This is a genomic window from Aquabacterium sp., assembly GCF_014378415.1.
GTDB lineage: Bacteria > Pseudomonadota > Gammaproteobacteria > Burkholderiales > Burkholderiaceae_C > Aquabacterium.
Window position 1 is genome coordinate 1 of record NZ_JACMNS010000022.1, and the last position, 8,320, is coordinate 8,320.

The following is an 8,320-nucleotide window of genomic DNA, read 5'->3' on the forward strand; positions in this document are numbered from 1 at the left end:
ATGACCTCCAGCTTCATGCGCACGGCCCTGGTTCTGGGCCTGCTGACCGCCATTGGCCCCTTTGCCATCGACATGTACCTGCCCGCCTTGCCGGCCATCGGGCAAAGCCTGCACGCGGACACGGGTGAGGTGCAATGGAGCCTGATGGCTTTTTTCCTCTCGCTGGGGCTGTGCCAATTGATCTACGGGCCGTGGTCGGACATGGTCGGCCGCAAGACACCGCTGTACGTGGGGCTGGTGCTGTTCGCGGTGACCAGCGTGGCCTGCGGACTGGCCCAAGACATCCACACCTTGACCATGTGGCGCTTCATTCAAGGCATCGGCGCCTGCGCCACGATGGTGATCCCGCGGGCCATCGTGCGCGACCTGCACACCGGCACCGATGCCGCCCGGTTGATGTCCCTGCTCATGCTGGTGTTCAGCGTGTCCCCGGTGCTGGCACCCTTGGCGGGCAGCATCGCCATCGAGCTGGCCAGCTGGCGCGCCGTGTTCTGGGCGGTCACGGTGGCGGCAGTGCTGGGCCTGGTGCTCACGGCCACCATGTTGCCCGAAACCCGCCCACCAGCTGACCGCGTTGGCAGCAACCTGGCCAGCGCCTGGGCGGGCTACGTCACCCTGATGAAAGACTGGCAATTTCTGGGGCTGACCTTCATTGGTGGCTTCGGCATGGCCAGCTTTTTCGTCTACCTGGCCAACTCGTCCTTCGTGCTGATCCAGGGTTATGGCCTGACCCCGACGGTGTACAGCTTCTTCTTTTCGATCAATGCCGTGGCCTTCATCGGCACGGCGCAGCTCACCGGCTGGCTCACCAAGCGGTTCGGTTTGCAGGGCGTCGTCAAGGTCGCGGCCATTGGCTACGTGCTGCCCCTGATCGTGCTGGTGGTGGTGTTTGTCATGGGGGTGCAGCGCCTGGACGTGCTGGCCATCCTGCTGTTCATCGGCTATGGTTTTTTGGGCCTGATCATCCCGACCACCTCGGTGCTGGCACTGGACAACCACGGTGACATTGCGGGCACCGCTTCGGCCCTGTTGGGCACCTTGCAGATGGTGACGGGGGCGGTGATCGTGACCCTCATGGGCCTGTTCATGGATGGCACGGCGCTCACCATGGTGGCCGGCATCACGGGCTGTGCGCTCATCACCTGGGTGATCGCCTGGCTCACGCTTCGGCACCCGACTCAACATGGGCATGCTGCCGCCTGAACTTGCAAGGATCACCCAGGTGAACCAAACCGCCACAGGCGCGGTGCAGCGCAACTCGCCTGCCACAGTGCTGTTCGCCAGCCTGATCGGCACCACGGTCGAGTTTTTCCACTTCTACATCTACGCCACGGCAGCGGCGCTGATCTTCCCCAAGGCCTTTTTCGCGCGGCCGGTGGGTTCGGCGGTGTTCGGGCCCTTCGGCGACCGCATCGGGCGCAAGGCCACGCTGTCCACGTTCGTGCTGTTCTATTTGATGACGGTGTTCGGGGCTGGCAATGCCTTGGGCGTGATGGGCATGACCTATGGGCCTTTGGGCACGCTGCTGTCCGAGATGTTCCCAACCGCCGTGCGCTACACAGGCTCGTCCATGACCTTCAACTTCGCGGGCATCCTGGGGGCGTCGTTGGCACCTTACCTGGCCACCACCCTGGCCACCAAGTACGGCCTTGCCTACGTCGGCTACGACCTGTCAATCGCAACAGCGATCAGCCTGCTGGCGCTGTGGCTGACCAAGCCGGGCCGCGACAGCGACTTCGACGCCTGAGCTGTTGCCCTGAAGCCCAACGTTGGCTGATCTCGTCAGCCACCCGAGCGCTTGACCGTCCAGCCCTGCTTTTGCAGGAAGGCCATGACCGTGTCGACGTGGTCACCCTGCACTTCGACCACCCCATCCTTGACCGTGCCACCACAGCCGCACGCGGCCTTGAGCTGCTTGCCCAACTGATGGAGCGCCTCATCGTCCAGCGGCACGCCCTTGACCAGGGTCACGCCCTTGCCCTTGCGGCCCTTGGTTTCGCGCGACACCCGCACGATGCCGTCTGATGGCGCCAGGTTCACCTTCTTGCCGCACACGCATTGCGCCACGGCTTGGCGGCACTCGGGGCAAGTGCGCCCCAACTCGGTGGAATAAACCAGTCCACCGCTGGATTTTTGAGATTTCATGGACCTGAGAAAAGCCTGTCACAGACTTGACACGATACAGGGATACCGTCAAATCATGATCTCGAACGATGATGACCTGATCCGCCGCATTCACCGCGATCTGCAAGACAGCTACGACGAAGAGTTGGAGCTTGAGCTGGACGATCACGACGACGATCAGGACAAGGAAAGCCGCAAGCAGTACTTCAACGAGTTGTTCCGCCTTCAAGGCGAGCTCGTCAAGCTGCAAGACTGGGTCGTCAGTTCGGGCCACAAGGTGGTGATCTTGTTCGAAGGCCGTGACGCGGCCGGCAAAGGCGGCGTCATCAAGCGCATCACCCAGCGCCTGAACCCACGCGTGGCCCGCGTGGCCGCCCTGCCCGCCCCCAACGACCGCGAACGCACGCAGTGGTACTTCCAGCGCTATGCCTCACACCTGCCCGCCGCTGGCGAGATGGTGTTGTTCGACCGCAGCTGGTACAACCGCGCTGGCGTCGAACGCGTGATGGGCTTTTGCACCGACGACCAGTACGAAGAGTTTTTCCGCTCGGCCCCCGAGTTCGAACGCATGCTGGTGCGCTCGGGCATCCAGCTGATCAAATACTGGTTCTCGATCTCGGACGACGAGCAGCAACTGCGCTTCATGGGCCGCATCCACGATCCGCTCAAGCAATGGAAGCTCAGCCCGATGGACTTGGAGTCGCGCCGCCGCTGGGAGGGCTACACCCGGGCCAAAGAAGTCATGCTGGAGCGCACCCACATCGCCGAGGCGCCGTGGTGGGTGGTGCAGGCTGATGACAAGAAGAAGGCCCGGTTGAACTGCATCCACCACCTGCTGCAGCAAATGCCTTACCGCGAAATCGAGCGCCCCGCCATCGTGTTGCCACCGCGCGAACGTCACCACGACTATGCTCGCCAGCCGGTGTCGCCCGACATCGTCGTGCCTGAAATTTGCTGAATCCAGCCAGGCTTGACCCAGGGTAGAAGGTGGCGCACAGTGTCAAAGTCTTGGCACTGAGGATCCATCATGAAAACCTTCATGCTTGAACCGCGCATGCTGACCATGGGCGGTGTGTTCTACCCCACGGGCTATGTGTTCGCCATGTTTCCCAACCTGGAGGATGCCGACAAGGTCGGTACGGCCTTACAAGGCGCCGGATTCCACAGCGACGACATCATGCTGCTGAAACCCGAAGCCATCCTGGACCAGGTCAGCCCCACCGTGTCGGCCATCGCTGGGCCCATGCCATCCGTCGGCAGCGAAGCGGCCACCGTGCGCCAGTACACCCAGTTGGCGCGTCAGGGCCATTGCGCGCTGTTGGTTCACGCGGCGTCTGAAGGCAGCACCCAGCGCTTGATGGAGGTCGTGCACACGGTGCCCTTTTCAATGGCCGAGAAATACCACTTCCTGGCCATGGAGCGGCTGCACTGAGGCAGGCACCAGGCGGTGCAGGTCAGACCGCTGATAAGGATGCTGTCGCTGAGACAGCGCCAACGCCACCTTGATGACCGTTTGATGCGTGTTGAAGGACAGGCTGACAAACGGCATGGCCGCCAACCAGGCGGCGGCGGTCAGCCATGCCCACCGCGGAATGCGCAAATGAGCCGGAGCCCTGAACCCCATGGCACAAGCGCTGACCAAGCATCCCAGAAAAAATCCCAGCACCGTTTCAGACACCGAGTGCGCGTGGGTCGTGACACGTGACACCGCGATCAGTGCGGCCAGCGCCAGGCCCATGGCCGCACCCCACCAGCCGGTCGAGGCCTGACGCCGACGGGCAAAGGCGTGTCCCAGCACTGGGTAAATGGCGGCGGACAACATGGCGTGCCCCGAAAAACCGGTGAAATCCAGCGAGGCGATGCCCAGCCCCCAGCCCAGAAAGGCGATCTTGGAGGCCGACGTCACGCCGATGGCCAAGCCCAAGGCCAAAGCCCAGAACCTCACCACGCGGTGGGCCTCAAACGCCATGAACACCAACACCAGCGCGAAAGCGATGGGCAGAACGATGGGCGACTCGCCCAGGCGTGAAATCCAGAACCAGAAGGTATTGCTGTTCAACATGTGCACCATGGCCGCGTGAAAGGATGTGAGCACCCTGGGCCGCTTTGGTTCCCATTGCCTGCGTGATAAAGTCCTCCCGTCATTGGGGAGTAGTCGCCCTGTTCACTCAGGGGCATGCGTCAACATACTTGGCCTTTCGGCCATGGCGCTTGCAGCTTCACGCCTGGCAAGACCTATGACCACATCGCCTCCGCTTGGGCCGGGGATGCGTGTGGTCATTGGTATCCGTGCCGGCCCTGGAGAATCTCATGCAAGCTTTCCTCGTTTCCGCCGGTGTCGTGGCACTGGCCGAGATCGGTGACAAAACCCAACTCTTGTCATTGCTGCTGGCCGCCAAGTTCAAGCGGCCGGTGCCCATCATCCTGGGCATCTTCGTGGCCACCCTGCTGAACCACGGCATGGCCGGCCTGGTGGGCGGCTGGGTGGCCGAACACATGGGGCCCGACGTGCTGAGTTGGGTGCTGGGCGTGTCTTTCCTGGCCATGGCGGCCTGGACGCTGATCCCCGACAAACTGGACGACGAAGCCGCCACATCACTGCAGCGATTTGGCGTGTTCGGCACCACGGTGCTGGCCTTCTTCCTGGCCGAGATGGGCGACAAAACCCAAGTGGCCACAGTGGCCCTGGCCGCGCGTTACCACGATTTGATCTCGGTGGTCATTGGCAGCACCCTCGGCATGATGCTGGCCAATGTGCCCGCCGTGCTGCTGGGCGACATCGTGGTCAAAAAGGTGTCCATGCGCTTGGTGCACGGCATCGCGGCCGGGATGTTCGCGGTGCTGGGCTTGCTGGCCTTGCTGGACGTGGGACACTTCTTCTGAGGCTTCGCACCGCCAGAATTCATCGAGCGCCCAAAACCTGCACATTGACGTGGTCCACTTGCGGCACAAGCTGGAGAATGACCCGGCACAACCGCGCCATTTCCTGACCGAAACCAGCGTCGGCGACCGCGTTCACCCAGACCACCAGGAGTTCTTTCATGTCATCCAATCCCCAAGGGACATCGCGCCTGAGCGCCTTGACCCTGGCCGCCCTGGGCATCGTTTTTGGCGACATCGGCACCAGTCCGCTGTACGCCTTCAAGGAAGCTTTCTCAGGGCCGCATGGCATGCCCGCCACGCCCGAAGCGGTGCTGGCCACCTTGTCGGCGCTGTTGTGGGCCGTGGTCATCATCATCTCCCTCAAGTACGTGTGGGTCGTGCTGAAGTACGACAACGATGGCGAGGGTGGTGTGCTTGCCCTGACCGCCATGGCGCATCGACTCACGAGCGACAGCTCTCGACGATCCGTGCTGGTGATCGGCGCCGGCGTGTTCGCCGCCGCCTTGTTCTACGGCGATGCCATCATCACGCCGGCCATCTCGGTGCTGTCGGCGGTCGAAGGCATCAGCATCGCCACCCCGCGCTTCGAGCACTTCATCGTGCCCATCACCATTGGCATCCTGGTGGGGCTGTTCCTGATCCAGAAACATGGCACCGGCAGCGTGGGCAAGCTCTTCGGCCCGGTCACCGTGGTGTGGTTCCTGACCCTGGCGGCTCTGGGCGCAACCAGCATCGCGCAGACGCCCGAAGTGCTGCAGGCGCTCAACCCGATGCACGCAGTCCGCTTTGCCATCGACCACCCGTCCAGCGCCTTCCTGCTGCTGTCGGCGGTGTTCCTGGGCCTGACGGGCGGTGAGGCGCTGTACGCCGACATGGGCCACTTCGGCGCCAAGGCCGTGCGCCTGGCTTGGTATGGCTTGGTCTTTCCCTGCCTGATCATCAACTACTTCGGCCAAGGCGCCCTGGTACTGCGCGATGCCTCGGCCGCCAGCAATCCATTTTTCCTGATGGCTCCGCCAGCGCTGCTGATCCCGCTGGTGATCCTGGCCACGGCGGCCACGGTGATCGCCTCGCAAGCCACCATCTCAGGCGCCTATTCGATGACCTTGCAGGCCAGCCGACTGGGCTACATGCCCCGCATCCGCATTCTGCACACCTCCGACAAAGAGAAAGGCCAGATCTACATCCCCAGCGTGAACTGGCTGATGCTGCTGGCCGTGATCCTGCTGGTGCTGTCCTTCAAGTCATCGGGCGCGCTGGCGGCCGCTTATGGCATCGCCGTGTCGGGCACGATGATCATCACGACCTTGCTGACGGCCTTCATCACCTTGGTCGGCGCCCGCGTGATGCGCCTGCCCATCCTGGCAGCCTTGGCCGTGTTCGGTGTGCTGGAGCTGGGCTTCTTCGCGTCTAACCTGACCAAACTGGGTGATGGTGGCTGGTTCCCGCTGGCCCTGGGTGCGGCCATCTTCTTGATGCTGACCACCTGGAAACGCGGCAGCCAGTTGGTGGCCGACCAACGCCGCAAGATCGACATCCCCATGGCGGACTTCATGGACGGCCCGCAGCCTGATGTGCCCCATGTGGCAGGCACCGCCGTCTACCTGACCTCCGACCCCACGATCGTGCCCAGTGCCCTGTTCCACAACTTGAAGCACTACAAGGTCATGCACGACCAGACGGTCTTTTTGCATGTGGTGAATGAAAGCAACCCCTATGTCAGCGACAGCCATCGATTGGAGGTGATCGATGTGGCACCTGGTTTGTTCATGGCCACGGTGCGGTTCGGCTTTCGCGAAGAGCCCGACATCCCGCAAGCCCTGGCACTGATGCGATCGTCTCACCTGGACCTGAACCCGATGAGCACGACTTACTTCGTGGCTCGCGCCACCATCGTCGATGGGCCCGGCGCGATGTCCGCCTGGCGTTGCGCCCTGTACGGCTGGATGACACGCCAGGCCGAAGGCGCCGCCACCTACTACCGCTTGCCCGCCAACCAGGTGGTGGAGCTGGGCACGCAAGTGATGCTGTAGCACCACTCAATGTCGCGCAGCGGCGTGCGCACTTCGGCCTGCTCGATGCGCAGGTCAAAGGGTGCTTGCAAACCCACCAGGTTGAAGTCGGCGAGGTTCAAGACATCGGCCTTCAGTTTGGCGTGAACCGGCACCGACAAATGCAGGGTCGTGCGCACTGGCACCTTGATGGGCTCGCTCACCTGGCCACTCACCTTCACATCCAGGGCCAAAGGCAATTGCACCTTGATCGGCACCGTCAAGTGCACCGGCACCTTGAAGGTGACGGGCACCATGACGTTCATGGCCGGGAGCCATGACACCACGGGGATCTTCATCTCCACCTCGGTCGACACGGGGATGTCCTGGTCGAAGCTGATGCTGGTGTCCACCGGCACGGTGGTGTTGATGACAGCCTGTGCGCTCAGCTTGTTCAACAACTGCACACTGACCACCTGGTCGATGGGCACAGCCACCTTGGCTTGGGTGTCCAGCCGCAGGTACAAAGGCGTTTTCACTTCGGCCCGCGCAGGCATGCCGGTGGGTAGGCGCAAGGTGACGGTTTGATGGCGCAAGGCCAAGACCGACTGCCAATGATCGCGCACCTGCCAAGCCGCGCCCGCCAACAAGGCCACCCAGATCAGCGCAGCGCTGGTCATCACCAAGGCCACGTCGCGCCGGCGCACGGGTCGGTGCCAAACCCGCCGCTTCGGCGTCGTCAAGGTTGGCGCTCCGGCCGGCGCTCAAGCCGCACGGCGTCCAGCGGCAGCTTGAGGTCCATGTGGGTCAGGCCAGCCTTCACGGTCTGACTCGGGAAACTCAAGGTCGCGTTCACGGGAGCGGTCACCGGCAAGCTGAAGGATTCGCGGATGGGCACCACCGTGTCCATCACCGTGTCGATGCGGGCACTCAAAGGCTCGGCCAGGCGGATCAGCGCCGGGGTATTCAGGGACACCGGCACCTGCTTGCGCACAGGAATCACCAGGCTGATGGGCACGTCGACCTTGAGCGGCACCTTGCCCTGGATCGGCAAAGTGACGGCGAAACCCAGGATGCGCGTCTTGACCTTGGTGTCCAGGTCGATGACCTGATCGACGTGCAAGGTGTGCTCGATGGGCACATCAAAGTTGATCGGGACCGAGGTTTCCACGCGCACGGTGAGCGCAATGGGGTCGGTGATCGGGATGCTGAGTGTTTCGTGAACAGGCACCTTCACCCGCAGACTTTGGTCAATGCGCACTTCGATCTTGTTGCTGACCGAGGCCCGCACCGCCAACTCGGCCGGCATGCTGATGCTGGCC

Annotated in this window: 11 protein-coding genes and 1 riboswitch; of the genes, 6 read left to right on the top strand and 5 right to left on the bottom strand. The window is 63.0% G+C overall.

The features are described from left to right. Positions 1 to 1,203, top strand: a 1,203-nt coding sequence (locus H7225_RS02685) for a multidrug effflux MFS transporter (RefSeq protein WP_290659249.1), incomplete at its 5' end; no start/stop codon positions are given. Positions 1,204 to 1,222: 19 nt separating this feature from the next. After that, entirely contained in the window at positions 1,223 to 1,747 is a 525-nt protein-coding gene (locus H7225_RS02690) for a hypothetical protein (RefSeq protein WP_290659250.1), read from the top strand. Positions 1,748 to 1,782: 35 nt separating this feature from the next. Here the strand turns inward: H7225_RS02690 and H7225_RS02695 are convergent, their stop codons facing one another. Then, positions 1,783 to 2,145 carry a translation initiation factor Sui1 gene (locus H7225_RS02695; RefSeq protein ID WP_290659251.1) on the bottom strand — a complete coding sequence of 121 codons (363 nt, stop codon included), beginning with the start codon at positions 2,143 to 2,145 and terminating at the stop codon, positions 1,783 to 1,785. 55 nt (positions 2,146 to 2,200) lie between these two features. Here H7225_RS02695 and ppk2 point away from each other — a divergent pair, with 55 nt between their 5' ends. After that, complete coding sequence (gene ppk2 / locus H7225_RS02700) at positions 2,201 to 3,082, top strand: polyphosphate kinase 2 (RefSeq protein WP_290659252.1); 882 nt, start codon at positions 2,201 to 2,203, stop codon at positions 3,080 to 3,082. A 69-nt stretch (positions 3,083 to 3,151) separates the two neighbouring features. Further along, complete coding sequence (locus H7225_RS02705; RefSeq protein WP_290659253.1) at positions 3,152 to 3,556, top strand: hypothetical protein; 405 nt, start codon at positions 3,152 to 3,154, stop codon at positions 3,554 to 3,556. On the opposite strand, the gene H7225_RS02710 is transcribed toward H7225_RS02705, so the two are convergent. Continuing rightward, complete coding sequence (locus H7225_RS02710; protein WP_290659254.1) at positions 3,509 to 4,195, bottom strand: phosphatase PAP2 family protein; 687 nt, start codon at positions 4,193 to 4,195, stop codon at positions 3,509 to 3,511. The two genes, H7225_RS02705 and H7225_RS02710, sit on opposite strands and share 48 nt — an antisense overlap. Positions 4,196 to 4,258: 63 nt before the next feature. After that, positions 4,259 to 4,428: riboswitch (yybP-ykoY riboswitch) on the top strand. Positions 4,429 to 4,434: 6 nt separating this feature from the next. Between H7225_RS02710 and H7225_RS02715 the strand changes: the two genes are divergently transcribed. After that, complete coding sequence (locus tag H7225_RS02715) at positions 4,435 to 5,007, top strand: TMEM165/GDT1 family protein (RefSeq protein ID WP_290659255.1); 573 nt, start codon at positions 4,435 to 4,437, stop codon at positions 5,005 to 5,007. A 19-nt stretch (positions 5,008 to 5,026) separates the two neighbouring features. On the opposite strand, the gene H7225_RS18305 is transcribed toward H7225_RS02715, so the two are convergent. Further along, entirely contained in the window at positions 5,027 to 5,167 is a 141-nt protein-coding gene (locus H7225_RS18305) for a hypothetical protein (RefSeq protein WP_366481279.1), read from the bottom strand. Here H7225_RS18305 and H7225_RS02725 point away from each other — a divergent pair. Continuing rightward, positions 5,166 to 7,040, top strand: coding sequence for a potassium transporter Kup (locus H7225_RS02725; RefSeq protein WP_290659256.1), 1,875 nt, complete (start codon positions 5,166 to 5,168; stop codon positions 7,038 to 7,040). The two genes, H7225_RS18305 and H7225_RS02725, sit on opposite strands and share 2 nt — an antisense overlap. Here the strand turns inward: H7225_RS02725 and H7225_RS02730 are convergent. Continuing rightward, positions 6,986 to 7,741, bottom strand: coding sequence for a hypothetical protein (locus H7225_RS02730; RefSeq protein WP_290659257.1), 756 nt, complete (start codon positions 7,739 to 7,741; stop codon positions 6,986 to 6,988). The two genes, H7225_RS02725 and H7225_RS02730, sit on opposite strands and share 55 nt — an antisense overlap. Further along, on the bottom strand, positions 7,738 to 8,320 hold a 583-nt coding region (locus tag H7225_RS02735), incomplete at its 5' end, for a hypothetical protein (RefSeq protein WP_290659258.1). The genes H7225_RS02735 and H7225_RS02730, both read right to left, overlap by 4 nt.

Bases quoted from the DNA above. Each gene is read 5' to 3' on its own strand.
- H7225_RS02695 (WP_290659251.1), bottom strand. From the start codon at position 2,145: ATGAAATCTCAAAAATCCAGCGGTGGACTGGTTTATTCCACCGAGTTG.
- ppk2 (WP_290659252.1), top strand. From the start codon at position 2,201: ATGATCTCGAACGATGATGACCTGATCCGCCGCATTCACCGCGATCTG.
- H7225_RS02705 (WP_290659253.1), top strand. From the start codon at position 3,152: ATGAAAACCTTCATGCTTGAACCGCGCATGCTGACCATGGGCGGTGTG.
- H7225_RS02710 (WP_290659254.1), bottom strand. From the start codon at position 4,195: ATGGTGCACATGTTGAACAGCAATACCTTCTGGTTCTGGATTTCACGC.
- H7225_RS02715 (WP_290659255.1), top strand. From the start codon at position 4,435: ATGCAAGCTTTCCTCGTTTCCGCCGGTGTCGTGGCACTGGCCGAGATC.
- H7225_RS02725 (WP_290659256.1), top strand. From the start codon at position 5,166: ATGTCATCCAATCCCCAAGGGACATCGCGCCTGAGCGCCTTGACCCTG.
- H7225_RS18305 (WP_366481279.1), bottom strand. From the start codon at position 5,167: ATGAAAGAACTCCTGGTGGTCTGGGTGAACGCGGTCGCCGACGCTGGT.